General features: G+C 37.5%; 25 protein-coding genes. 8 read left to right on the forward strand and 17 right to left on the reverse strand.

What is annotated here, in order from left to right:
• Positions 1-24: 24 nt before the first annotated feature.
• From DV417_RS02100 to ydiJ, 4 genes are all read right to left on the reverse strand, one after another.
• Positions 25-882: a co-chaperone YbbN gene (locus DV417_RS02100; protein WP_118878342.1), complete on the reverse strand. Its 858-nt coding sequence runs from the start codon at positions 880-882 to the stop codon at positions 25-27.
• A 78-nt stretch (positions 883-960) separates the two neighbouring features.
• Complete coding sequence (gene hemH / locus DV417_RS02105; RefSeq protein ID WP_118878345.1) at positions 961-1932, reverse strand: ferrochelatase; 972 nt, start codon at positions 1930-1932, stop codon at positions 961-963.
• Complete coding sequence (locus tag DV417_RS02110) at positions 1929-2348, reverse strand: hotdog fold thioesterase (RefSeq protein ID WP_118878347.1); 420 nt, start codon at positions 2346-2348, stop codon at positions 1929-1931. Before DV417_RS02110 ends, hemH begins: the two co-directional genes overlap by 4 nt.
• 13 nt (positions 2349-2361) lie before the next feature.
• Complete coding sequence (gene ydiJ / locus DV417_RS02115; protein ID WP_118878349.1) at positions 2362-5445, reverse strand: D-2-hydroxyglutarate dehydrogenase YdiJ; 3084 nt, start codon at positions 5443-5445, stop codon at positions 2362-2364.
• 379 nt (positions 5446-5824) lie between these two features.
• Between ydiJ and ompA the strand changes: the two genes are divergently transcribed.
• Positions 5825-6883, forward strand: coding sequence for a porin OmpA (ompA, locus tag DV417_RS02120; RefSeq protein WP_118878351.1), 1059 nt, complete (start codon positions 5825-5827; stop codon positions 6881-6883).
• A 150-nt stretch (positions 6884-7033) separates the two neighbouring features.
• Positions 7034-7357: a Grx4 family monothiol glutaredoxin gene (gene grxD / locus DV417_RS02125; protein ID WP_118795693.1), complete on the forward strand. Its 324-nt coding sequence runs from the start codon at positions 7034-7036 to the stop codon at positions 7355-7357.
• Between the two features lie 74 nt (positions 7358-7431).
• Here the strand turns inward: grxD and hisC are convergent, their stop codons facing one another.
• Together hisC and serC are read right to left on the reverse strand one after the other, a co-directional pair.
• The gene (gene hisC, locus DV417_RS02130) at positions 7432-8532 is read right to left on the reverse strand and encodes a histidinol-phosphate transaminase (RefSeq protein ID WP_118878353.1); all 1101 of its coding nucleotides are present in this window, start codon (positions 8530-8532) and stop codon (positions 7432-7434) included.
• An 87-nt stretch (positions 8533-8619) separates the two neighbouring features.
• The gene (serC, locus tag DV417_RS02135) at positions 8620-9708 is read right to left on the reverse strand and encodes a 3-phosphoserine/phosphohydroxythreonine transaminase (protein ID WP_118878355.1); all 1089 of its coding nucleotides are present in this window, start codon (positions 9706-9708) and stop codon (positions 8620-8622) included.
• Positions 9709-9894: 186 nt separating this feature from the next.
• On the opposite strand from serC, the gene DV417_RS02140 reads away from it, so the two are divergent.
• Positions 9895-10239 (forward strand): DUF496 family protein, encoded by a 345-nt coding sequence (locus DV417_RS02140; RefSeq protein WP_118878357.1) that lies wholly within the window; start codon positions 9895-9897, stop codon positions 10237-10239.
• A 39-nt stretch (positions 10240-10278) separates the two neighbouring features.
• Here DV417_RS02140 and DV417_RS02145 read toward each other — a convergent pair whose 3' ends face one another.
• Positions 10279-10845: an aminotransferase class IV family protein gene (locus tag DV417_RS02145; protein WP_118878360.1), complete on the reverse strand. Its 567-nt coding sequence runs from the start codon at positions 10843-10845 to the stop codon at positions 10279-10281.
• Positions 10845-11831: an aminodeoxychorismate synthase component I gene (locus DV417_RS02150; protein ID WP_118878362.1), complete on the reverse strand. Its 987-nt coding sequence runs from the start codon at positions 11829-11831 to the stop codon at positions 10845-10847. The genes DV417_RS02145 and DV417_RS02150 overlap by 1 nt, the downstream gene beginning before the upstream one ends.
• A gap of 41 nt (positions 11832-11872) precedes the next feature.
• Here DV417_RS02150 and DV417_RS02155 point away from each other — a divergent pair, with 41 nt between their 5' ends.
• The 4 genes from DV417_RS02155 to DV417_RS02170 all read left to right on the forward strand — a co-directional run bounded on the left by DV417_RS02155 (position 11873) and on the right by DV417_RS02170 (position 14832).
• Positions 11873-12454, forward strand: a complete 582-nt coding sequence (locus DV417_RS02155; RefSeq protein WP_118878365.1) for an anthranilate synthase component II — start codon at positions 11873-11875, stop codon at positions 12452-12454.
• 80 nt (positions 12455-12534) lie between these two features.
• Positions 12535-13689, forward strand: coding sequence for a methionine adenosyltransferase (gene metK / locus DV417_RS02160; RefSeq protein ID WP_105905000.1), 1155 nt, complete (start codon positions 12535-12537; stop codon positions 13687-13689).
• Between the two features lie 64 nt (positions 13690-13753).
• On the forward strand, positions 13754-14269 hold the full coding sequence (locus tag DV417_RS02165) for a SprT family zinc-dependent metalloprotease (RefSeq protein ID WP_118878367.1): 516 nt from the start codon (positions 13754-13756) through the stop codon (positions 14267-14269).
• 50 nt (positions 14270-14319) lie between these two features.
• A complete protein-coding gene (locus tag DV417_RS02170) occupies positions 14320-14832 on the forward strand; it encodes an opacity family porin (RefSeq protein ID WP_118878370.1) in 513 nt (170 codons plus the stop codon).
• 231 nt (positions 14833-15063) lie between these two features.
• Here DV417_RS02170 and artM read toward each other — a convergent pair whose 3' ends face one another.
• From artM to lpcA, 5 genes are all read right to left on the reverse strand, one after another.
• Positions 15064-15747 (reverse strand): arginine ABC transporter permease ArtM, encoded by a 684-nt coding sequence (gene artM / locus DV417_RS02175; protein WP_118878373.1) that lies wholly within the window; start codon positions 15745-15747, stop codon positions 15064-15066.
• Positions 15747-16412 carry an arginine ABC transporter permease ArtQ gene (gene artQ, locus DV417_RS02180; RefSeq protein ID WP_118878376.1) on the reverse strand — a complete coding sequence of 222 codons (666 nt, stop codon included), beginning with the start codon at positions 16410-16412 and terminating at the stop codon, positions 15747-15749. Before artQ ends, artM begins: the two co-directional genes overlap by 1 nt.
• A 3-nt stretch (positions 16413-16415) precedes the next feature.
• Positions 16416-17135 carry a lysine/arginine/ornithine ABC transporter substrate-binding protein gene (locus DV417_RS02185; RefSeq protein ID WP_118878378.1) on the reverse strand — a complete coding sequence of 240 codons (720 nt, stop codon included), beginning with the start codon at positions 17133-17135 and terminating at the stop codon, positions 16416-16418.
• 17 nt (positions 17136-17152) lie between these two features.
• Positions 17153-17884, reverse strand: a complete 732-nt coding sequence (artP, locus tag DV417_RS02190; RefSeq protein ID WP_118878380.1) for an arginine ABC transporter ATP-binding protein ArtP — start codon at positions 17882-17884, stop codon at positions 17153-17155.
• 125 nt (positions 17885-18009) lie between these two features.
• Positions 18010-18594 carry a D-sedoheptulose 7-phosphate isomerase gene (lpcA, locus tag DV417_RS02195; protein ID WP_118878382.1) on the reverse strand — a complete coding sequence of 195 codons (585 nt, stop codon included), beginning with the start codon at positions 18592-18594 and terminating at the stop codon, positions 18010-18012.
• Between the two features lie 207 nt (positions 18595-18801).
• Between lpcA and DV417_RS02200 the strand changes: the two genes are divergently transcribed.
• Positions 18802-19608: a DNA ligase gene (locus DV417_RS02200; protein WP_118878384.1), complete on the forward strand. Its 807-nt coding sequence runs from the start codon at positions 18802-18804 to the stop codon at positions 19606-19608.
• A gap of 28 nt (positions 19609-19636) precedes the next feature.
• On the opposite strand, the gene DV417_RS02205 is transcribed toward DV417_RS02200, so the two are convergent.
• The 4 genes from DV417_RS02205 to DV417_RS02220 are packed head-to-tail and all read right to left on the reverse strand — an operon-like array spanning position 19637 to position 23534.
• Positions 19637-20620 (reverse strand): peptide ABC transporter ATP-binding protein, encoded by a 984-nt coding sequence (locus DV417_RS02205; protein WP_118878386.1) that lies wholly within the window; start codon positions 20618-20620, stop codon positions 19637-19639.
• Positions 20621-20622: 2 nt separating this feature from the next.
• The gene (dppD, locus tag DV417_RS02210; RefSeq protein WP_118878389.1) at positions 20623-21615 is read right to left on the reverse strand and encodes a dipeptide ABC transporter ATP-binding protein; all 993 of its coding nucleotides are present in this window, start codon (positions 21613-21615) and stop codon (positions 20623-20625) included.
• A 15-nt stretch (positions 21616-21630) separates the two neighbouring features.
• A complete protein-coding gene (locus DV417_RS02215; RefSeq protein WP_118867874.1) occupies positions 21631-22518 on the reverse strand; it encodes an ABC transporter permease subunit in 888 nt (295 codons plus the stop codon).
• Between the two features lie 14 nt (positions 22519-22532).
• The gene (locus DV417_RS02220; RefSeq protein ID WP_192878523.1) at positions 22533-23534 is read right to left on the reverse strand and encodes an ABC transporter permease subunit; all 1002 of its coding nucleotides are present in this window, start codon (positions 23532-23534) and stop codon (positions 22533-22535) included.
• Positions 23535-23587: the final 53 nt, after the last annotated feature.

The following is a 23587-nucleotide window of genomic DNA, read 5'->3' on the forward strand; positions in this document are numbered from 1 at the left end:
CCTTATCAATTATAAATCTTTCGATTAATAGAGCAGTGAATAAAGCAATCGGCGAAACTTATTTGTTAACGGATCAGCATTGCCCATTGCACTTAAAATGGATAAAAATTGTTGTTTAACTTCACCATTCTGCGCGCCTAAGTCGGTTTTTAAAATACCGAAAAGTAGTGTCAGCGCTTCTTCATTTCGTCCAGCTTGATGAAGTTGTACGGCAAGTTTTATTGTAATTTCAGCTGTTGGGTTTTTAGCATAATCGGCCTGTAATTGTTGGATTTCAGGTGTATCAGCTGCTTGAATTTGTAGCTCAATTTGTGCTTGTAATCCGTGCCAACGACTATCACGATCTTGCAATGGAATTTGTTTTAGAATTTCTTGTGCTGGCTCCGTTTTTTTCATTGCAATATAGGTTTCAGCGTAGAGCAGGGCGACATCACTATTTTTCTTATCAGAAAGTTCCCATGAATCTTTCAATAATGGCAATGCAGCCTCATAATTTTCTACTTGCAAGAAATCTAATGCTTGTTGGAATTTTAAATCTTCCTCTTTAGGTAAAATAATGCTTAATCGTTGGATTAGTGAAGATTTATCAAGTGCACCAGGAAATGCATCTAATGCCTGTGCTTCTTTAAACAAATAGGTGGTTGGCAATGCTTGGATGCGGAATTGTGCGGCAATCATTTGCTCTTTTTCACAATTTACTTTTCCAAGAACAAATTGTCCTTGATATTGTTCTGCAACTTGCTCAAGTTGTGCCAAAAAATCCGCGGATTCTTTATGTGTTGGCGCGTAAAAATTGATGACAAGTGGTTTTTCTAAGGATTGTTGCAGTATTTCAGTAAGATTTTGTTCGTTGATGTCAACGATAAAAGGAAAATCAGCCATGTTTTATCCTTGTGAAAAAATAATGGCTGATTTTAGCAAAGTGCGGAAGATTTTAGAAACGTTTTACCATTTCTATTATTAAGCAAGTTTTTCTAGAATCAATTTTCCCATCATTTCAATATGTATATGCTCTACATTAAGTGCGGGAATATATTGATAAGATTGCCCGCCATTGGTTAAGAAATTTTCTCGATTTTCTTTGTCAATTTCTTCAATGGTTTCTAAACAATCTACGGAAAAACCAGGGCAAATAACGGCAATTTTTTGAATATTCTGTGTTGCAGCAGATTCTAAAAATTTGTCGGTATAAGGTTGTAGCCATTCTTCACGCCCAAAGCGAGATTGAAACGTCATTCCCCATTGGTTTTCTGTTAAGCTCAGCTTATTAACAACTGCAATAGTCGTTTGTTTACAATGTTCACGATAATAATCGCCCATTTTTTCATAACGCAAAGGAATACCATGATAAGAAAATAACAAAAACTCATCGGGTTTTAACCGCGCTTTTATGGAATTGACTAACGCATCAATGTAATTCTCATCGACATGATAAGAATGGATAAAATCAAAGGGCGCTAATCCTCGTTCTTCTTTAAGGGCGTTAGCGAAAGCATCAAATACTGCGCCCGTGGTTGAGCTAGAGTATTGCGGATAAAGTGGCAAAACAATAATTCGATCAACTTGATTTTCAAGCAAGTTTTTTACCGCACTTTGCATTGATGGATTGCCGTACGTCATGGCAATTTCTACTTGAGTATCGATATTTTGATTATCTAAATAGGCTTGTAATGCATCTTTTTGTTGTCGCGAAATGGCAAGTAAAGGCGATCCTTGTTCTGTCCAAATGGCTTGATAATTTTTAGCGATACGTTTTGAACGCAATGGCAAAATAATCGCCTTGAGCAGTGGATACCATTTGCAACGCGGTAAATCTACCACGCGAGGATCCGTTAAAAATTGCCATAAATAACGGCTAATTGACTTCGGTGTCGGGCTATCTGGCGTGCCTAGATTGGCAAGTAATACGCCGATTTTTGCTGGTTTTGTCATAAATTGATTACGGAAAGGGTTAATCTAGAAACACAACAAAGTTTATTCTCTTCTGTGCGGATGTCAATTTGCCAAACTTGGATATTTCTGCCTAAATTAATTGGCGTGGCTCTCGCAGTCACTTTACCTGAACGAACTGGGCGAAGATGATTGGCATTAATATCTAATCCTACCGCAGCTTTGCCTTCTTCTAATAAACAAAGCGAACCCGCAAGGGAACCAATTGTTTCAGCTAAAGCAACCGAAATCCCGCCATGCAAGACACCAAACGGCTGCATAGTACGATGATCCACTGGCATTGTCGCTTCAATCCAATCCTCGCCAAAAGCAGAAATTTCAATGCCAAGATGGCTAACTGCACTGTTGGAGCAAAGTTGATTTAAGTTTTCGAGTGTGAAGTTTTTTTGCCAAATCATGATGTTCCTTTCATTACGCTAAAATTTCTAACAATGCCTGCACAGGGTGTTTTAGCACCACATGTTCATAACGTTTTACCTGACTGCGGCAAGAATAACCGGTAGCTAAACAAAAGTGCAGATCTTTTCCATGTAGTTTTTTATGCCAGGATACATCGTAGATTTCTCGGCTCATTTTTTGATTTTGTATTTCGTGTCCAAATACACCAGCCATACCGCAACATCCTACTTTTTCTACATTCAGTTGTTGTCCAAATCTTCCAAAAATTTCTTGCCATTCTTTTGGGCTGTTCGGCATAAAGGTAGATTCCGTACAATGTGGGAATAAATACCAATCGGAAGTGCGGTCAGTTTTGACGATGTTTTTCAGTTTATCTTGTAACTCCGCATTTTGTAATCTTTGTTTTAACCATTCGTGTGCGGTGAGAACGTGAAAATCGCCACGTTTTTCTTGTAGTGCTTCTTTGTATTCATCTCGATAAGACAGCACGATGGCTGGATCAATGCCTACAAGTGGAATGCCTAATTTTGCCATTCGATTTAAAAACTCGGCTTGGTTTTGTGCTGTTTTGCTAAAGCGTTTTAAGAAACCTTTAATGTGCATTGCTTTACCATTTGGTTTAAATGGCAACAGAATTGGTTTGAAGCCTAATTTCTGCGTAAGCAGAACAAAATCGCGTACTACTTTGGCATCATAGTAAGATGTGTAAGGATCTTGCACAATAAATAAAATATCGTTTTTTTCTACCGCACTTAGGCCTTCCAATTCTTCCAATGATTGTCCTTGATAGCGGATTTCTACAAGTTGTCGTTGCAAATTGGGTTCAGAAAGCAAGGGCAAATCAGTCATGCCTAGTGTTTTTTCCACTAATGTTTGCGTGACTTTTAGCTTGGTAAAATAATTAAACAATTTTGCCTGTTTTGCCATATAAGGCGCAGCAATTTCTAAATTTGCCACAATGTGATCTTTTGCCGGTCGTAAGTAGCGACTGTGATAAAAATGAAAGAATTTCGCACGGAAACTTGGCACATCAATTTTAATCGGGCATTGACTCGCGCAGGCTTTACAAGCAAGGCAAGTATCCATTGCAGCTTTCACTTCGTGAGAAAAATCATAATTCCCTCGCCATTTTTGAACCGTATTGCTTAGTCTTTTCACAAGTGCGGTTAGTTTTATTTCTGTTTTACGGAAGTCTAATTGTTCGGGCGAAACATTTTCATTTGCCATCAATCGAAGCCATTCTCGAACCATAGCTGCGCGACCTTTTGGCGAAAATACACGGTTTTTACTGACTTTCATCGATGGGCACATAATGCTGTGTTCATCAAAATTGAAACATAAACCGTTTCCATTGCAGTTCATCGCCCCCTTAAATTCATCGCGTATTTGGATAGGAATTTGGCGATCGTTATCAGCCCGCATTGGCGAAAGGATAGAATAAAGTTCATCTTTGGAATCTAAAGGCGTACAGATTTTGCCAGGATTTAACCGATTGTTTGGATCGAATAAGGTTTTTATATAACGAAGTTCGTGCCAGAGTTCTGGCGTAAAGAATTTTTCGCCGTAATGGGATCGCACGCCTTTTCCATGTTCTCCCCAGAGTAATCCACCATATTTAATCGTAAGTTCTGCCACTTCATCTGAAATTTGTTTAAATAATTTCACTTGTTCTTTATCGCATAAATCAAGCGCAGGGCGAACGTGTAACACGCCCGCATCGACGTGCCCAAACATGCCATATTGTAAATTGTGCTTGTCTAATAAAGCGCGAAATTCACTGATGTAATCCGCAAGATTTTCTGGGGGAACACAAGTATCTTCTACAAAAGGAATCGGTTTGGCTGCACCTTTTGCATTGCCAAGTAAGCCCACTGCTTTTTTTCGCATTGCATAAATACGTTCAATAGAAGGTAAATCAGAACAAACTTGATAGCCAATAATGTGATCTTGGTTGTGTTCGATTTTTTCATCAAGTGAGCGAGAAAGTTCGGTAACTTGGCGGTCTATTTTTTCTTTATTATTACCCGCAAATTCCACAATATTTAAACCGAGAATTGGATCCGTTTCATCTTCTGTAAGAAGTTCATTTACAGAGTGCCAAATAATATCTTGTTTGGCGAGGTTTAAGACTTTGGAATCAACGGTTTCCACAGAAAGCGCATTGGCTTTCACCATAAAGGGGGCGTTGCGCAATGCCGCATCAAAAGAACGATATTTAATATTGATGAGCGTGCGATACTGAGGAATTGGCAGTAGATTGAGTTTGGCTTCACAAATAAATGCGAGAGAACCTTCAGAGCCAGTGAGAATTCTAGTGAGATTAAATTCACTTTCATTTTCATTGAATACATTTTTCAGATCGTATCCTGTTAAAAAACGGTTAAGTTGTGGCAGATCTTTAATGATTGCCGCTCTTTTTTCTTTACAGTGTTGCGCAATGGTTTGATGGAGTCTTTTGCTACAGTCACTTAATTCAAGCACATCGATGTTTTCTAAAATATCAACAGAATTTACCGCACTTGTATCTAAAATCTCACCGTTCATTAATACTGCGCGTAATGCCAAAACGTGATTAGAGGTTTTACCGTATTGCAATGAACCTTGCCCAGAGGCATCGGTATTAATCATTCCACCTAAAGTCGCTCGATTGCTGGTGGATAGCTCTGGGGCAAAGAACAAACCATGTGGTTTTAAAAATTGATTAAGTTGATCTTTTACTACGCCTGCTTGTACACGAACCCAACGTTCTTTTACATTGAGTTCTAAAATGGCAGTCATATGGCGAGAGAGATCCACTATGATATTGTTATTGATGGATTGTCCATTTGTGCCAGTGCCTCCACCGCGAGGAGTAAAGGTGAGCAATTGATATTTAGGTAAATTTGCTAATTTTATTATACGCACTATATCAGCAACAGTTTTCGGAAAAAGAATCGCTTGAGGAAGCTGTTGATAAACGCTGTTATCCGTAGCAAGACTTAATCTATCTGCATAATTTGTAGCGATATCTCCTTCAAAATGTTGTTTTTTAAGTGATTGGAGATAGTTAAGGACATCTTGTTCAATTTGTGGAGTGTGATTTAGACTTGGCAACATAGCATTTAACTCATTTAAAGGTATAAATAGCTGGATGTTCTCGATAATATCTTAAGGTGAGAACAATGTCGAATTAGATTTTGAGTGATTTTAAGAAGCTTTTTATGGAGTAAATTAGTCAAGAATAGTGTATTATTGAGTGAAAAATGAACAAAAAGTTCAAAAGAATTTGATCTTTTCGATTTTTATAGGATAATAAGCGCACTTTTGAACGTTCCTTTGGCGTAAACAAAGGAATTGAATTTGTCAAAAGGTAAAAAGTAGGGCAAATTCAAAACCCTAGTTAAGCGACTGTTTAGAGTGTAACTTTAATTAAAAGTTCAGTATAAACAAGGACACTTTTTTATTACTATTCGATGACTAAATAGAGGACATCAAAATGAAAAAAACTGCAATCGCATTAGTAGTTGCTGGTTTAGCAGCTGCTTCAGTAGCTCAAGCAGCTCCACAAGAAAATACTTTCTACGCTGGCGTTAAAGCTGGTCAAGCATCTTTCCACGATGGCATTCGTGCTCAAGCTCGTGAAAATAATGAGGGTTATCACCGTAATTCTTTCACTTACGGTGTATTTGGTGGTTACCAAATCTTAAATCGTGATAACTTAGGTTTAGCGGTTGAATTAGGTTACGATGATTTCGGTCGTGTTAAATTCAAAGATGCTGGTAAAGTATCAGTAAAACACACTAACCACGGTACTCACTTAAGCTTAAAAGGTAGCTATGAAGTGTTAAATGGCTTAGATGTTTATGGTAAAGCAGGTGTTGCTTTAGTTCGTTCTGATTATAAATCCTACGATCAAAATGGCGTTCGTGAGCATGAAAATGGTCATCACAGCTTACGTACCTCTGGTTTATTCGCTGTAGGTGCAGAATATGCAGTATTACCAGAATTAGCAGTTCGTTTAGAATACCAATGGCTAACTCGCGTAGGTAAACTCCGCACTGAAGATAAACCAAATAGCGCAATTGACTATAACCCTTGGATTGGTTCTATCAACGCGGGTATTTCTTACCGTTTTGGTCAAGGCGCAGCGCCAGTTGTTGCAGCACCTGAAGTTGTAAGCAAAACTTTCAACTTAAACTCTGATGTAACTTTCGCGTTCGGTAAAGCAAACTTAAAACCACAAGCTCAAGCAGCTTTAGATGGTATCTACGGTGAAATCGCACAAGTTAACAACGCTAAAGTAGCTGTTGCTGGTTACACTGACCGTATCGGTTCTGATGCTGGTAACTTAAAACTTTCTCAACGTCGTGCTGACACTGTAGCTAACTACTTCGTAGCTAAAGGTGTTTCTGCAGATGCAATCTCTGCAACTGGTTATGGTAAAGCAAACCCAGTGACTGGCGCAACTTGTGACCAAGTTAAAGGTCGTAAAGCGCTTATCGCATGTCTTGCTCCAGACCGTCGTGTAGAAATCGCAGTTAACGGTACTAAATAATTTTAGTGTTCGTTTAACGAAAGATTAAATACAGCAAAAGGCTTAAACTTCGGTTTAGGCCTTTTGTCTTATATGAATCTAAACCCAAGCATTTCAATCAAGTTTTAACTTGTGATAGAATGCGACTTTCATTTATTTATAGGGAACATTATGGAAACCTTAGACAAAATCAAAAAGCAAATTAGTGAAAATCCAATTCTTATTTATATGAAAGGTTCACCAAAATTACCATCTTGTGGTTTTTCTGCGCGTGCATCTGAAGCATTGATGAATTGTAAAGTACCTTTTGGTTATGTAGATATTTTGCAACATCCAGATATTCGTGCTGAATTACCAGTATATGCAAACTGGCCAACTTTTCCGCAATTATGGGTAGAGGGAGAATTAATAGGTGGTTGTGATATCATTTTAGAGATGTATCAATCTGGTGAATTACAAACTTTATTAGCTGAAGTTGCAGCAAAACACGCTTAAGATATGAGAAAAATGAAACCCGCTTATAGCGGGTTTTTTATACAAATAAATTTGTTTTTTATTGAACAAATAGTCTAGGCAAGTTTTAATACCTTAGAAAGTGCGGTAAAAAATCGATCATTTTCTTCAGGTAAACCAATACTTACGCGCAAATGATTAGGCATGCCATACCCAGCAATTGGGCGAACAATTACGCCTTCATGTAATAATGCATCATAAATTGGGGCTGCAGATTGTTTGAAATCAATCGTTATAAAATTTCCCTTAGAGGGAATATATTCTAATTGATGATGTTGGCAGAACTCTTCGTAACGTCGCATTTCTACTCGATTATTTTTAGCTACTTTCTCAATAAATTCATCGTCATTCATTACGGCAACTGCAGCGGCTAATGCTAACGAATTACAGTTAAATGGTTGTCGAACTCGATTTAATAAATCTGCGATTTCAGGATTAGATACCGCATAACCAATGCGTAAACCTGCTAAGCCATAGGCTTTAGAAAGAGAGCGGGAAATAATTAAATTTGAATATTTTTTTAATAAACTGAAAGAGTCTACTCGTTCTTCAGATCTGGTAAATTCAGTGTAGGCTTCATCTAATACCACGATTACATTTTGGGGAACTTCTGCTAAAAAATCTTCAATTTCTTGCGATGTTAAAAAATTACCCGTTGGATTATTGGGATTAGCAATGTAAATGAGCTTTGTTTTATCAGAAAGTGCGGTCAAAAATCCTTGTAAATCGTGCCCCCAATTTTTAGCTGGAATTTCTTTTGCAATTGCATTTATCGCTTTAGTTACTAAAGGATAAACAATAAAGGCATATTGTGAATAAATGATTTCATCGTCTTCGGTTGCGAAAGTGTGAGCAAAAAGTTCTAATAAATCATTTGAGCCATTTCCGAGCGTAATTTGATTTGGTTGAATACCAAATTTTCTTGCGATAGTTTGTTTCAGTTCAAAGCCATTCGCATCAGGGTAACGAGTCAGTTTATCTAATTGTTCGAAAATTGCTTTTTTTGCACTTTCTGGAAAACCAAATGGGTTTTCGTTTGAGGCAAGTTTAACGATATTGGAAATACCAAGTTCTCTTTCTAATTCTTCAATGGGTTTGCCTGCTTGATAAGGGGATAAGGATTTTACGCCACGATTGGCAATGTTGATGTACTGCATAGTATTATTTGTAAATATTGATATGGGTTAATGAATTTTTAAATAAATTTGGGCGTGGTAAATACGCCCATTGAAAATGTTCTTTAACTATTGAGGAAGATTTTCAGCTTCAAATTTTTTCATAAATGAAATGAGTGCCTCAACACCTTCCTGTGGCATAGCATTATAAATAGATGCTCTCATTCCACCTAAAACCTTATGGCCTTTCAAGGCTTGCAAGCCCGCAGCAGTGGATTCTGCGACAAATTTGGCATCTAATTCAGGATTGCCTGTGATGAACGTGACATTCATTGTTGAGCGGTTTTCTTTTGCTACCACATTGCGGTAAAGTTTGCTCGAATCAATATAATCATAAAGGGTTTGTGCTTTTAGCGCATTACGTTTTGCGATCACCTCTAAGCCATCCATCTCTTTAAGATGTTTAAATACGAGGGAACATAAATACCAAGCAAATGTTGGTGGTGTATTAATCATTGAGTCTGCATCTCGTTGAGTTGCATAATTCCAAATAGATGGGGTTTCTTTACGTGCATTACCGATTAAATCATCACGAATAATGACTAATGTAATGCCCGCAGGGCCAAGATTTTTTTGAGCACCTGCATAAATTACCCCAAATTTACTGATATCGATCTGGCGTGAAAGAATATTTGAAGACATATCCGCGACCAATACGGCATCGCCCACATTTGGTACATCAAAAATTTCTACACCACTGATGGTTTCATTTGGGCAATAATGAACGTAGTCATACTGATTAGCAATATGGCTGAAATCAAGATTGGTAATTCGAGTCTGTTCGCCATTTTCTACAATAGTGATTTCATCAATTTCTGCAAAATTTCTTGCTTCTTTTGCCGCTGTAGCTGACCAATGCCCACTATTTAAATAAAGGGCTTTACCTTTTTTACCGATTAAGTTCATCGGAATGGCTGCAAATTGACCGCGAGCACCGCCTTGTAAAAAAAGTACGCGATAGTTATCAGGAATATTGTAAACCTCACGTAGATCTTTTTCTGCTTGAGCAATAAGTTCCATGAAATATTTACCGCGATGGCTCACCTCCATCACTGATACGCCTTGATTGAGCCAGTTTGTCAGTTCACCTTGTGCTTTTTGTAGCACTTCTGGAAAAATCATCGCTGGGCCAGCGCTAAAATTAAAGACTTGTGACATTGTGTTTCCTTATTTTTGTAGATAGTTGGATCTGTTTTATCACTAGAAAAGCAGAGAATCAAACGCTTTTTCGGTAAATAAAAAATTTTTTTGAGCTGACTCACAAAATTTACTTTCAGCTTTTGACGAATTACCAAAAAGAGGCTACATTACCGCCATCAATTTTCTTACTAAAAGAGAGTCATTATGGAAACTGTAAACAAGCAATCTTTCCAAGAAGTGTTGGAATACGTGCGTATGTATCGTTCGAAAAACAAAATTAAACGCGACATGGAAGACAATAATCGTAAAATCCGTGACAATCAAAAACGCGTATTATTGTTAGATAACTTAAATCAATACATTCGTGATGATATGACCATCGAAGAGGTGCGTGGAATTATTGAAAGTATGCGTGATGACTATGAAGGTCGTGTTGATGATTATACGATTCGTAATGCAGAGCTTTCTACGCAACGTCGTGAGATTAGTGCGAAAATGAAAAGTCAGAAAAAAGCGCATGCGAAATTGTTGAAAAACGCTGAAAAATAATTGTAATAAAATAGCCGGCTGAATCAGTCGGCTTATTTTTTATAAGCTATTCATTGCGTTAATGATTTTAATTTCATCAAAATTGACAATATCTTCTTGGAATATTGTGCATTCTTGAATTTTCCCCTCTTGTAATAATTTTTCTCGTTGTGTGCCTAAGAGCAATGGCGTGTCTGGTGTGTACCATTTTTTTCCTTGGCGGAAAATTAAATTACCAATGGAACAATCTGTCGCTTTTCCATTTTTGATAATAATAATTTCATCACAATAGCCTCGCTGATCAAACAATTTATTAATTAAACTGCGATCAGAATATTTTAAGCCATATTCGATATCGTCACAAATTATAGGTTGAAAAGTGCGGTAAATTTTTCGATGGTATTCAAAATATTGAATTTGTGTGGTTTTGTCATTGTAATTAATGCGGCAGCGAATTAATCGATTTTGTAAGAGAGCAGGCGGTTGAATAAGTGAAAAAAGATTAAAAATTTTCACCGCACTTTTGCCATAATATTCACGCAAACTACGTTCATATCGTGCTTGATGTAAATCGATATTTTGAATTTTCCCATTTTCAATACAAAGGGTTTCAAATAGAGGATACATTAATCAGCACCTTCAATCGGTAAATAGACTTTTTCTAACAATTCTTCATATTCATCTTGCACATTGCTATGAATGGTAATACCGCCCCCACTATGAAAATAAAATTTTTCATCTACTTGAGAAATAAATCGAATTGCCACCGCACTTTGTAGTGTTTTACCATCAAATATGCCAAAAACTCCTGTGTAATAACCGCGTTTTTGCTTTTCAGCTTGTTGAATAATTTGCATGGTTTTTTCTTTTGGAGCGCCACTAATGGAACCTGCAGGCAAGAGTTTCGCTAAAATATCACCAATTTGATTTTGCCAGTTTTCATTCAATTTTCCGTAAATTTCAGAACTGGTTTGCAGTATTTCGCCTTTTTGTGTTTTGATGCTATCGATATAACGAAATTTTTTCACCTGAATGTTTTCTGCCACCATGGATAAATCATTACGCATTAAATCAACAATTGTGTAATGCTCGCGTTGTTCTTTTTCATTTGTGAGTAACTGATTTTCTGCATCGGGCAGAGACGCATTAATTGTCCCTTTCATGGGATAAGTAAAAATGCTGTTGTCATGAATATTGATAAAACATTCTGGTGAGAAGCAAACAAATTGATCTTGTAACCACAATTTATAAGGTGCATTTGTTTGATGAAAAATCTGTTCAAGTGACATATTACCTGAAATTTCAGTGGGGTAGGTGAGATTCAATAAATAAGAATTGCCTTTCTGTAATTCACTTTGAACAAGTTTAAAACCTTGTTGATAACGCGAGAAGGGCATTGGATGTTTGGTAAAATTAAGAGGGATAGATTGTGGCGAAATAGTGCTATTTCTTTTCCCTAAAATATCAAAATAAATGCCTTGTTGTGCAGAATTTTCGAGAGGACAAATCAATGGTTTTTCTTTTTCAAAATCAATCAGAAAGAAAAATGGCGTGCGTTGTTTGCCATAATGATTAGACTGTTCAATAAAATGTTGCATTGTGCTTTGTGTCATTTTGCGTAAAATTGCCCGATTATAACGAATGCCGAGCGGTTATGAAATTACTCATCATTAATAATCACGATTCTTTTACTTTTAACTTGGTGGATTTAATTCGAAAATTAAATGTGCCTTATGATGTTTTAAACGTAGAAGATTTAAAGGAAAGTACAGCCGAAAAATACAGTCATATATTGATTTCACCGGGGCCTGATGTACCACGAGCTTATCCACAACTTTTTTCTATGTTGGAAAAATATTATCAGCAAAAATCTATTTTAGGTGTGTGTTTAGGACATCAAACCTTATGTGAATTTTTTTGTGGTACATTGTATAACTTAGAGAATGTTCGTCATGGCCAGAAACGAATTTTAAAAGTGCGGTCAAATTCTCCATTATTTTTTAGCCTTCCAAGCGAATTTAATATCGGGCTATATCATTCTTGGGGCGTACAGGAAGACGATTTTCCTCATTGCCTAGAAATCACCGCACTTTGTGATGAAGGTGTGGTAATGGCGATGCAGCATAAATCGTTACCAATTTATGGTGTTCAGTTTCATCCTGAGTCTTATATGTCAGACTTTGGTGAGCAAATTTTGCGTAATTGGTTGGCTATTCCTACGACGATAAATCAATAATAGTGCTTGCTTATTAAGCTAAAATACGTATTATAGACGTCTATACGTCAATACATCCAAATTTAAAAAAGAGAGAAAATATGTCTAGCTATTTATTTACATCTGAATCTGTATCTGAAGGGCATCCAGATAAAATTGCCGATCAAATTTCTGATGCGGTACTTGATGAAATCCTAAAACAAGATCCAAAAGCACGAGTAGCTTGTGAGACCTACGTAAAAACTGGTATGGCATTGGTGGGGGGGGAAATCACAACATCAGCATGGGTCGATATTGAGAATTTAACGCGTAAAGTGATTTGTGATATTGGTTATGAACATTCTGAAATGGGTTTTGATGGCCATTCTTGTGCGGTGCTTAATGCGATTGGTAAACAATCTGTAGATATTAATCAAGGCGTTGATCGTGAAAATCCATTAGATCAAGGCGCTGGCGACCAGGGTATTATGTTTGGTTATGCCACCAATGAAACGGATGTATTAATGCCAGCAGCTATTACTTATGCACATCGCTTAATGGAAAAACAAGCTGAAGTGCGTAAAAGCGGTAAATTAGCATGGTTACGTCCAGATGCGAAAAGCCAAGTAACGTTAAAATATGAAGATAATAAAATTGTTGGTGTGGATGCGGTTGTGCTTTCTACTCAACATTCTGAAGAAGTTAGCCAAAAAGATTTACATGAAGGTGTGATGGAAGAAATTATCAAACCTGTGTTACCAAGTGAATGGCTTTCTAAAGAAACAAAATTCTTCATTAACCCGACTGGTCGTTTTGTTATTGGTGGACCTATGGGGGATTGTGGTTTAACTGGTCGTAAAATTATCGTAGATACTTACGGTGGTGCCGCTCGTCACGGTGGTGGCGCATTCTCAGGAAAAGATCCATCTAAAGTTGACCGTTCAGCAGCTTATGCGGCACGTTATGTCGCAAAAAATATTGTGGCAGCTGGTTTGGCAGATCGTTGTGAAATCCAACTTTCTTATGCGATTGGTGTGGCTGATCCAACATCTATCATGGTTGAAACCTTTGGAACTGGAAAAGTTGCGAATGAATTATTAGTGTCATTAGTTCGTGAATTCTTTGATTTACGTCCTTATGGTTTAATTAAAATGTTAGATTTAATCCAACCAATCTATCGTGAAACGGCAGCTTATGGTCATTTTGGTCGTGAGCAATTCCCTTGGGAAAAAGTGGATCGTGCAGCAGAATTACGTGTTGCAGCGGGATTAAAATAATCTTATTTTTTAATTTAGTAAATTATATAAAAGCCGCTTATCTAGCGGTTTTTTCTTTTCAATCATGGCATCAATAGAGCAAATTCCATTTCGTCATTTAAAAATGCAAGTACAACGAAAATTGAGTCAATCTTTGCAGCTTGCAGAGGTGTACTTCAAGCGAAAATTTACAATGCCTGAGGTAAATTATGAGTTACGTGGAATAAAGGCAGGAGTAGCTTACCTACAAAAAAATGAAATAAAATTTAACCGCACTTTGTTATTAGAAAATGCAGATGAATTTATTCGACAAGTTGTGCCACATGAGCTTGCGCATTTGATTGTGTATCAAATGTTTGGTCGTGTAAAACCTCATGGTCGGGAATGGCAGATTGTAATGAATGAAATTTTTAAGCTTCCTGCGGATACTTGTCATCAATTTGATATAAAAAATGTGCAAGGGAAAACTTTTGAATATAGATGTGCGTGTCAAACTCATTTTCTAAGTATTCGACGTCATAATAGAGTCGTGAAAGAAAACATTGAATATTTATGTAGAAAATGTAAGGGGAAATTAGTTTTTGTCGATGAAATAGAATAATTTTTGTGATATATTCTTCCAGTTTATTCAATAAATAAAGGAGTTATCCAATGAAAAAATCTTTATTAGCCGTTATTGTTGGTGCATTTGCCTTTGCTTCTGTTGCAAATGCGAATATCTATGCTGAAGGCGATATCGGTTTATCTCAAACTCAAGCAAACGGTAGTAATAATACTCGAATTGAACCTCGTGTAGCGGTTGGTTATAAATTAGGAAATACGCGTGTTGCGGGTGATTATACTCATCATGGAAAAGTTGATGGTGCGAAAATTCACGGTTTAGGTGCGTCAGTATTATATGATTTTGATACAAATTCTAAAGTTCAGCCTTATGTCGGTGCTCGCGTAGCAGCTAACCAGTTTAAATATGATAACAGAGCTAACCAACCATATAGAAGTTCCTCAGAAATTAAGCTCGGCTATGGCGTTGTAGCAGGTGCAAAATATAAGTTAGATGGTAACTGGTACGCTAATGGTGGGATTGAGTACAATCGTTTAGGTAATTTTGATAGTACCAAAGTTAATAACTATGGTGCGAAAGTTGGTGTGGGTTACGGATTCTAATTTTTAGAATACAAAAATCTTTTTTATAAAACACTTTAATTTAACGGTGATCGTCTAAGGCGATCACCGTTATTCGTTTTAGGGCAGAGTAGAAAATAGTTGACTAAAAGTGCGGTTAAAATTCTCGGAAATCTTATTTTTCAATAGCTTTTTGAGAAAACTATCACATTAAAATATAAAAAATCCCAACCTAGGTTGGGATTTAAAAATGACTAAAAATTTTACTGCACTTTATGCTTTGCTTATTTCAAAACGTTCAAATGCCAATACTTTTTTCTCTAATTTACGTAGCAATAAAGTTGCAATACCCGTAATAATTAAATAGATGCCGCCCGCAATGCCGTAAATTGTCAGTGCATCATATTCTGTACCATAAAGTTGGCGAGCATAGCCCATAATATCCATAATCGTAATGGTGGAGGCTAATGCCGTTCCTTTAAATACCAAAATAATTTCGTTACTGTAAGACGGCAACGCACGTTTTAAGGCATAAGGAATTAAAACTTTTAAAGTTTGTATGCGGTTTAGTCCTAATGCGGCACAACTTTCCCATTGTCCTTTTGCAATGGCTTTCACTGCACCATGAAATAATTGTGTGGAGTAGGCTGCACTGTTTAGCGCTAAAGCTAATGCAGCACAGAACCAGGCATTGGATAAGAGATACCATAATGGGCTGTCAATAATCCACTGGAATTGGCCCGGCCCCGCATAAATTAAAAAGAACTGTACTAACAGTGGCGTGCCAGTGAATAAAGTGAGGTATAAATTAACCGCTCTTTTTACCCATTTGTTTTCCATTGAAAGCAAAAAGGTGAGAAATAATGCCAAACAGAAGGCAATCAACAACGATACGACTGTAAGCAACAAACTCGTTGGAATCCCTTGTGCGATTACGCTTAAATATTCTTGAAACATTATTTCACGCCCCTTTCAAAACGAGTAAAACGTAGCTCTAATTTTCGAATACCAACTTGGCTAATTAATGTTACCGCTAAATAAATTAACGCAGCAATACCGTACCAAGTAAAGGGTTGATGAGTATTGGTATTAATCAGATCCGCTTGGCGCATCAAATCGTCCACGCCGATTAATGAAACCAATGCCGTATCTTTTAGTAATACAAGCCATTGATTGCTTAAACCTGGTAAGGCATGGCGCCATACTTGTGGCATGACAATGTAGATGAACGTATAGCTTTTGCTTAAGCCTAACGCTGCGCCAGATTCCCATTGGCCTTTCGGAATAGCTTGAATTGCACCGCGTAATGTTTGTGAAGCATAAGCTGCAAAAATGAGAGAAAGTGCAAATACACCGCAGCCAAATGCTCCAAATTCAATGTATTCTCCTGTTAGTATTTCTACTAATTCAGTAGAACCAAAATATACGAGTAATACAACGAGAATTTCAGGTAAGCCACGCAATAAAGCAATGAGTATTGCCGTTGGTTTACCAACAAAACGATTTGCTTCAAGTACGGCAAAAATTAGGCTTAAAAATAACCCTAGGATTAATGAACAGACCGCAAGCCCTAAAGTCATTAGGGCTGCGGTAAACATTAAAGAAAGAAAATCATAACTCATAGATTATTTTGTCATCCATTTATCATAGATTTTTTGGTATTCACCATTTGCTTTAATTGCAGCTAAACCTTTGTTTAATTGCTCTGCTAATTCTTTATTTGATTTATGCATAGCAATACCTAAACCATTACCAAAATATTTTTTATTTGCTACTTTTTCACCAACAAATTGCATTTCTGGCTCTTTGCTAATCATATCTGCAAGTACTGCGGTATCACCAAAAATCATATCAATTCTACCGCTCTTTAAGTCTAAAATTGCGCTTTGTAAGCTCGCATAAGCCTTAGTTGTATATTGCTTAGTTTCAGCTACTGTGTATTGTTGGAATGTGGTTCCATTTTGAACGCCGACATTTTTTGCACTTTCTAACGTTGCTTTTCCTTTAAGGGTTACATAGCTTGCAGTGCTATCGTAATATGCATCAGAGAATAAAACCTGTTTTGCTCTCGCATCGGTAATATCAATAGCGGAAATGGATGCATCAAAGCGTTTTGCTTTTAAATTTGGAATTAGTGCATCAAAAGCTTCGCCTTTGAATTTACACGTTGCTTGGATTTCTTTACAAATTGCATTTGCCACATCAATATCAAAACCAATAATCTCGCCTTTTTCATTTGTGGTTTCAAATGGTGGATAGCTAGGTTCCATTGCAAAAGTAAGCTCTTGTGCGCTTGCTGCTACGGATGCGCCTAATAAAATTGCAGTTAATAATGTTTTTTTCATAATAAAATCCTTATTCTCTAGTGAGAAAGATATTGTTTAAATTGTTCGGTTTTCGGGTTTTCAAAACAATCTGCCGAGCCTATTTCGACAATTTTTCCCTGTTCCATATATACCACTTTCGTTGCTACTTTTTGTGCAACATTGACTTCGTGGGTTACAATCACTTGCGTAATGCCGGTTTCTTGTAATTCTTTAATAATATCTACCACTTGTGCAGTAATTTCTGGATCTAGCGCTGCCGTTGGTTCATCAAATAACAGAACTTGTGGCTTCATCATCAGTGCGCGGGCTATTGCAACACGTTGTTGCTGGCCGCCTGATAAATGTAATGGAAAGCGATCTGCCAGTTGTTCTAAACGTAAACGTTTTAACAACTCCATTGCATCTGCTTTGACTTCATTTTCACTTACACCGCGCACTTTCATTGGTGCTTCAATTAAGTTTTCAATAACAGTTAAATGTGGCCAAAGGTGATATTGTTGAAATACCATTCCTACATCTTGGCGTAATTGTCGGATTGCTTTGGGATTTGCTATTGCATTGGATAAATTAAAATCATTATTTGCAATACTTAATTCACCAGACTTCGGTACTTCTAATAAATTTAATGTGCGAATCAATGTGCTTTTACCTGCGCCACTTGGGCCAAGCAATACAACGGTATCACCCTCATTAGCTTCAAGATTAATATCAAATAATGCTTGAGATGAACCGTAAAAGAAATTTAGATTTTTAACACGAATAGTCATTTCAATTTTCTCGTCTTTTAAGATGAAAAAATATTACATTTTTATGCATAATTATGCAAGTGGCATAAATAAAAAATCCCAAAAAAATTTGGGATTTTAGAAATTCGATTAAAATCAACCGCACTTTAGGCTTCTTTAGCCATCTCAAACTCAATTAACATCATTAAAATATGAATGACTTTGATATGGATTTCTTGAATACGATCTGCATAACGGAAATGTGGCACACGAATTTCAACATCCGCTAATCCAGCCATTTTTCCTCCATCTTTACCTGTCATCGCAATGACTTTCATGCCTTTTGCTTTTGCGGCTTCAATGGCGTTTAAAATATTTTTTGAATTACCAGAGGTCGATAAACCGAATAACACATCGCCTTTTTGACCCACCGCTTCAACATAGCGAGAAAAGACATATTCATAACCAAAATCATTACTTACACAGCTTAAATGACTTACATCTGAAATCGCAATAGCAGGGTAGCCAGGACGATTTTCACGATAACGACCTGTTAATTCTTCTGCAAAATGCATCGCATCACAGTGCGAACCACCGTTACCACAAGAAAGCACTTTTCCGCCTTGCTTGAAACTGTTGGAAATTAATAATGCCGCTTCTTGAATTAATTTAATGTTATTTTTATCAGCAATGAATTTGTTTAACACATCTTGTGCTTCCACAAGTTCTGCTTTTATTTGCTCTAAATACATTGATTGCTCCTTGTTGGGAATAAAATCGCGATGGCATTGTATAGCAGATAAACATTCTCCGCTAGCCTAAATAAAAATTCATCTTTTTCTGATGAAGTGAGGATTTTTTGCGATTTAGATCGTAATAGTGAATTTGCGTGCTTTTAGATTATTTCAGATACACTTATTCTGAAAAAAATGACCAGTTCTAAGATTTACAAAAATACCATGAAATTTTATCGCACTTTGTTACTTTTATTCGTAAGCTCTTTCGCTTTGGCTAGCCCAGACTTAATGCTTCTTCATACCTACGATAATCAACCAATAGAAGGTTGGGTTATGTCCGAAAAATTAGATGGCGTACGCGGTTATTGGGATGGAAATCAATTATTAACCCGGCAGGGGCAACGTTTATCTCCTCCAGCCTATTTCATTAAGGATTTTCCGCCTTTTACTATTGATGGCGAATTATTTAGTGAGCGGAATCATTTTGAGGAAATTTCATCAATCACAAAATCTTTTAAAGGCGATGGTTGGGAAAAACTTAAATTGTATGTTTTTGATGTGCCTGATGCAGAAGGCAATTTATTTGATCGTTTAGCTAAATTGAAAGCGTATTTACTTGAACATCCAACAACTTATATTGAAATTATTGAACAAATTCCAGTGAGAGATAAAGCGCATTTATATGAGTTTCTTAATCAAATCGAATCTTTGAAGGGGGAAGGTGTCGTAGTACGAGATCCTTATGCACCTTATGAACGAAAACGTAGCCATCGGATTTTAAAATTAAAAACGACTCAAGATGAAGAATGTACGGTTATTACACACCATAAAGGCAAAGGGCAATTTGAAAATGTGATGGGGGCTTTAACTTGTAAAAATCATCGGGGAGAATTTAAAATTGGTTCAGGTTTTAATTTAAATGAACGAGAAAATCCCCCTCAGATAGGAGTCGTGATTACTTATAAATATCGAGGCCTTACGAATAGTGGAAAACCTCGATTTGCAACCTATTGGCGAGAGAAAAAATGAGCCTATTTATCAGTCTGACAAAATGAATTTAATCAATATGGAAACAAGCGATTAATTTTCCATCAGTATGTTGCTTCAAGTGCGGTTGATTTTCACGACATTTTTCTGTCGCTTTCCAACAACGAGGATTAAATGCACAGCCTTTTGGCGGATTAATCGGACTTGGTAATTCGCCTGTCAGCTTAATACGCTCACGGCGCAAGTTTGGTGACAAACGTGGTGTTGCTGAAAGTAACGCTTTGGTATAAGGATGTTGAGGATTAGAGAAGATTTGCTCTGTTGTCCCTTTTTCGACACAACGACCTAGATACATCACCATTACTTCATCTGCGATATGCTCTACCACAGAAAGATCGTGTGAAATGAACACGTAAGACAAGCCTAATTCATCTTGTAAATCCATCATTAAATTCAGTACTTGCGCACGCACGGAAACATCCAATGCAGAAACAGGTTCATCGGCAACAACAACATCAGGCTCTAACATTAAACCACGTGCAATAGCGATACGCTGGCGTTGTCCGCCTGAGAACATGTGAGGATAACGATCATAAAATTCAGTGCGCAAGCCCACTTTTTCCATCATTGATAAAACTTTTTCTCGACGTTCTTTGGCAGAAAGTTTTGTATTGATGATCAATGGTTCTTCCAAAATTGAACCAATTTTTTTACGTGGATTTAATGACGCATAAGGATTTTGGAAAACTATTTGAATTTTTTTACGACGTAGCGCCTTTGTTTCGGAATCATTTTCTAAAAAATTGTGCCCTTTGTAATACAATTCGCCTTCGGTTGGTTGTTCAATCATGGTTAGCAAACGCCCTAGCGTTGATTTACCACAACCGGATTCCCCCACGACAGCTAAAGTTTTACCTCGTTCAAGCTGAAAAGAGACACCATCTAACGCTTTTACTTGCTGTGGTTTTGCAAACAAGCCTTTTTTTACAGGGTAATATTTTTTTAAGCCAATGGCATTTAATAATGGCGCATTTTCTTTTACTTCATTCGTCATTATTAAGCTCCTTGATATTCAACGGGATCGCCTTGCTCGTTCAGCGGAGTATGGCATTTTACTTTACGTGAACCGATATGATGTAATTGAGGTTCAAGTTGGCGACAGTATTCGGTTGCATAAGGACAGCGAGGATTTAATAAACAGCCTGTTGGGCGATCGTATTTTCCAGGTACTACACCTTGTAATGACTCTAAGCGAGATTTTCCTTCTGCAAATTCAGGTAATGAACGTAACAAGGCCTGCGTGTAAGGGTGTTTTGGTTCTCGGAAAATATCTTTTGCGGTGCCTTCTTCAACGATTTGTCCAGCATACATCACGATTATTCGATCTGCAGCTTCAGCAACAAGCGCAAGATCATGGGTAATCAAAATCAGCGACATGCATTCTTTTTTCTGCAATTCGAGTAAGAGTTCCATAATTTGAGCTTGAATAGTCACGTCCAATGCCGTGGTGGGTTCATCTGCAATCAATAATTTAGGTCTGCAAGCAATTGCCATCGCAATCATCACACGCTGACTCATTCCGCCAGACAGCTGATGGGGATAAACATCAATCCGAGATTCAGGATCAGGAATACCGACCAATCTTAAAAGTTCTAAAGTGCGGTCCTTTCTTGCCTTTTTTGTACCGCCTTCATGAGTTTTTAATGCCTCCATAATTTGGAAACCCACAGTATAAGCTGGATTCAAGCTTGTCATCGGATCTTGGAAAATCATTGCGACATCAGCACCAATAAGCTGGCGTTTGGCTTTACTCTCTAAAGTGAGTAAATCAGTGTTTTCAAATTGCAAGGATTCTGCCGATACACGTCCTGGATGATCAATTAGTCCCATAATAGCGAGCGAACTCACTGATTTACCTGATCCTGATTCTCCCACGATGCCAAGCACTTCACCTTGTGCGACTTGATAGCTGATGCGATCCACTGCTTTAAATGGCGTATTTTTATCGCCAAAGTGAACAGAAAGTTCTTTTACGTCTAATAATGCCATTCTGTTTTCCTATTCCTATTGTTTGAGTTTTGGATCAAGTGCATCGCGCAAGCCATCACCCATTAAGTTGAAGGCGAGCACTAAAGATAAAATAACTAAGCCAGGAATTGTAACCAACCAGTTTGCCGCTTGCATAAAACCACGTGCTTCTGAAAGCATTGTGCCAAGTTCTGGTGTTGGCGGTTTTGCACCAATGCCTAAGAAACCAAGTGTTGCGAGTTCTAAGATCGCATTGGAAATACCCATCGTCATTTGCACAATTAAAGGAGCTAAACAGTTGGGTAAAATCACAATAAACATGAGGCGAAGAACACCTGCGCCAGCGACTTTAGATGAGGTGACATAATCACGATTTTTTTCATTCATCACCGCTGCTCGAGTTAAACGCACATAGCTAGGAATCGATACAACGGCGATCGCTAAAGTGGCATTGGCGAGTGATGGCTCTAAAATAGAGACGACTACAATCGTCAAAAGTAAGTTTGGAATCGCGAGCATAATATCAATTAGGCGAATGATAATTGTATCTAGCACACCGCCATAATAACCAGAAATCAAGCCAAGACTAGTACCAAAGGCACAAGATAGCAATACAATGACAAATCCCGCAAAGACGGAAATTCGCGTTCCGTAAATGATGCGAGAAAGGATATCTCGCCCAATATCATCTGTTCCGAGTAGATAGGCAGGATTGCCGCCTTCATACCAAGCGGGAGGCAGTAAAAGTGCGGTACGATTTTGTTCTGTTGGATCAAAAGGCGCAATATAAGGCGCTAAAATGCTGATTAAGGCAACAATCACAATGAAAGTTAAACCGATTAGCGCGCCTCGGTTTTGTTTGAAGTAAAACCAAAATTCTTGCAAGGGCGTTTTCGGCGCGAAAGTTGAAGGCGTGTCAGACATAATTTCTCCTACAATTAATGACGGATACGCGGATTGACCACGCCGTAAAGTAAATCAACAGTTAAATTCACTACGATAATAATTGTTGCAATAATCAGTACAGAACCTTGTAATACCGGATAATCACGAGCTTGAATGGCATCAATAATCCATTTTCCAATTCCTGGCCATGAAAAAATGGTTTCTGTCAGTACGGCACCGGAAAGCAATTGACCAACGATTAATCCGACCACAGTGACAACAGGAATTAATGCATTACGCAATGCATGCACAATAACGATTCGAGTATAACTTAGGCCTTTTGCTTTTGCCGTACGAATGTAATCTTCTCCTAATACTTCCAACATCGCAGAGCGTGTCATACGCGTAATAATGGCGAGAGGAACTGTGCCTAGGACTATTGCAGGAAGAATTAAGGATTTAATCGCATTTTCGAAGGCGCCGGGCATACCAGAAAGCCAGCTGTCAATGAGCATAAATCCAGTCGGCGTATCGATCCAAAATTCATTATCTAAACGTCCACCTTGCGGTAAACCGAGTTGTGGTGAAACATATAAAATTAAAATCAATCCCCACCAGAAAATTGGCATAGAATAACCTGTGAGCGATGCTGCTGTAACCGTGTGAGAAATCCAACTGTCCTTTTTTACTGCAGCAATCGTGCCCAAAATCACCCCGCCTAATAACGACCAAAATAACGCAAAAAATGCTAATTCAGCTGTGGCAGGGAAAAGTGTAAAGAATTCAGTAAGAACCGGTTGTTGAGTGCGGAATGATGCACCAAAATCACCTTGTAGCACTTTAGCAATATAATTGAAATATTGTTCATGCAAAGGAAGATCTAATCCTAATTGATGCATCATTTGTTGATGTATTTCAGGTGTTAAGCCTCGTTCACCCATCATTATTTCAACTGGATCGCCAGGAATAAAATGCACAAGGGCAAACGTGATAAAAGTAATGGCAATAAAGGTTGGAATTACCATTAAGATACGCTTGAAGAAAAATTTAAACATTCAATCACTCAAATACAAAAAAAGTGCAGTTAAAATTCACCGCACTTTTCAAA

Source organism: Haemophilus haemolyticus, assembly GCF_003490935.1.
In the GTDB taxonomy this organism is placed as follows: Bacteria; Pseudomonadota; Gammaproteobacteria; order Enterobacterales; family Pasteurellaceae; genus Haemophilus; species Haemophilus haemolyticus_M.

Coding starts and splice junctions, on each gene's coding strand:
- lpcA (WP_118878382.1), bottom strand. CDS start 18,594: ATGTATTTAGAGCAAATAAAAGCAGAACTTGTGGAAGCACAAGATGTG.
- DV417_RS02100 (WP_118878342.1), bottom strand. CDS start 882: ATGGCTGATTTTCCTTTTATCGTTGACATCAACGAACAAAATCTTACT.
- serC (WP_118878355.1), bottom strand. CDS start 9,708: ATGTCACAAGTCTTTAATTTTAGCGCTGGCCCAGCGATGATTTTTCCA.
- ompA (WP_118878351.1), top strand. CDS start 5,825: ATGAAAAAAACTGCAATCGCATTAGTAGTTGCTGGTTTAGCAGCTGCT.
- DV417_RS02220 (WP_192878523.1), bottom strand. CDS start 23,534: ATGTTTAAATTTTTCTTCAAGCGTATCTTAATGGTAATTCCAACCTTT.
- DV417_RS02165 (WP_118878367.1), top strand. CDS start 13,754: ATGGCATCAATAGAGCAAATTCCATTTCGTCATTTAAAAATGCAAGTA.
- hisC (WP_118878353.1), bottom strand. CDS start 8,532: ATGCAGTACATCAACATTGCCAATCGTGGCGTAAAATCCTTATCCCCT.
- DV417_RS02150 (WP_118878362.1), bottom strand. CDS start 11,831: ATGACACAAAGCACAATGCAACATTTTATTGAACAGTCTAATCATTAT.
- DV417_RS02155 (WP_118878365.1), top strand. CDS start 11,873: ATGAAATTACTCATCATTAATAATCACGATTCTTTTACTTTTAACTTG.
- artM (WP_118878373.1), bottom strand. CDS start 15,747: ATGTTTCAAGAATATTTAAGCGTAATCGCACAAGGGATTCCAACGAGT.
- DV417_RS02170 (WP_118878370.1), top strand. CDS start 14,320: ATGAAAAAATCTTTATTAGCCGTTATTGTTGGTGCATTTGCCTTTGCT.
- metK (WP_105905000.1), top strand. CDS start 12,535: ATGTCTAGCTATTTATTTACATCTGAATCTGTATCTGAAGGGCATCCA.
- DV417_RS02205 (WP_118878386.1), bottom strand. CDS start 20,620: ATGACGAATGAAGTAAAAGAAAATGCGCCATTATTAAATGCCATTGGC.
- dppD (WP_118878389.1), bottom strand. CDS start 21,615: ATGGCATTATTAGACGTAAAAGAACTTTCTGTTCACTTTGGCGATAAA.
- artQ (WP_118878376.1), bottom strand. CDS start 16,412: ATGAGTTATGATTTTCTTTCTTTAATGTTTACCGCAGCCCTAATGACT.
- DV417_RS02215 (WP_118867874.1), bottom strand. CDS start 22,518: ATGTCTGACACGCCTTCAACTTTCGCGCCGAAAACGCCCTTGCAAGAA.
- grxD (WP_118795693.1), top strand. CDS start 7,034: ATGGAAACCTTAGACAAAATCAAAAAGCAAATTAGTGAAAATCCAATT.
- hemH (WP_118878345.1), bottom strand. CDS start 1,932: ATGACAAAACCAGCAAAAATCGGCGTATTACTTGCCAATCTAGGCACG.
- DV417_RS02145 (WP_118878360.1), bottom strand. CDS start 10,845: ATGTATCCTCTATTTGAAACCCTTTGTATTGAAAATGGGAAAATTCAA.
- artP (WP_118878380.1), bottom strand. CDS start 17,884: ATGACTATTCGTGTTAAAAATCTAAATTTCTTTTACGGTTCATCTCAA.
- ydiJ (WP_118878349.1), bottom strand. CDS start 5,445: ATGTTGCCAAGTCTAAATCACACTCCACAAATTGAACAAGATGTCCTT.
- DV417_RS02110 (WP_118878347.1), bottom strand. CDS start 2,348: ATGATTTGGCAAAAAAACTTCACACTCGAAAACTTAAATCAACTTTGC.
- DV417_RS02140 (WP_118878357.1), top strand. CDS start 9,895: ATGGAAACTGTAAACAAGCAATCTTTCCAAGAAGTGTTGGAATACGTG.
- DV417_RS02200 (WP_118878384.1), top strand. CDS start 18,802: ATGAAATTTTATCGCACTTTGTTACTTTTATTCGTAAGCTCTTTCGCT.
- DV417_RS02185 (WP_118878378.1), bottom strand. CDS start 17,135: ATGAAAAAAACATTATTAACTGCAATTTTATTAGGCGCATCCGTAGCA.